Consider the following 469-nt stretch of genomic DNA (forward strand, 5'->3'; position numbering starts at 1 on the left):
GCTCCAGCCCGCCGGGCGCAAAGGTGTTCACAGGCTTGGCGTAGCGCAGTGCCAGGCTTTGCAAAAAGTAGTTGGCCAAGAGCGGGATGTCTTCTCGTCTATCCGCCAGCGGCGGCAGCGTGAGGCTCACCACGTTGAGGCGGTAGTACAGGTCTTCGCGGAAGGTGCCGGCGGCCACCTCGGCCGCCAGCGTGCGGTGCGATGCGGAGATGACGCGCACGTCCACCTTGTGCGGCTTGCTGGCGCCCACGGGGCGCACCTCGCGCTCTTGCAGCACGCGCAGCAGCTTGACTTGCATGGCCAGCGGCAGGTCGGCAATTTCGTCCAGAAAAATGGTGCCCTTGTGGGCGCTGGTGAACATGCCGGGGTTGTCGCGCACGGCGCCGGTGAACGCACCTTTGACATGGCCAAACAGCTCGGCCTCCACCAGGTTCTCAGGGATGGCGCCGCAGTTCACGGCCACAAAGGC

1 protein-coding gene is annotated in these 469 nt (G+C 65.5%); it reads right to left on the reverse strand.

Going from position 1 to position 469, the window contains the following annotated elements:
• A partial coding sequence (locus AC1D1Y_RS26355) for a sigma 54-interacting transcriptional regulator (RefSeq protein WP_477684946.1) occupies positions 1-469 on the reverse strand: 469 nt, incomplete at both ends.

Source organism: Polaromonas sp. P1_G1, from assembly GCF_056405595.1.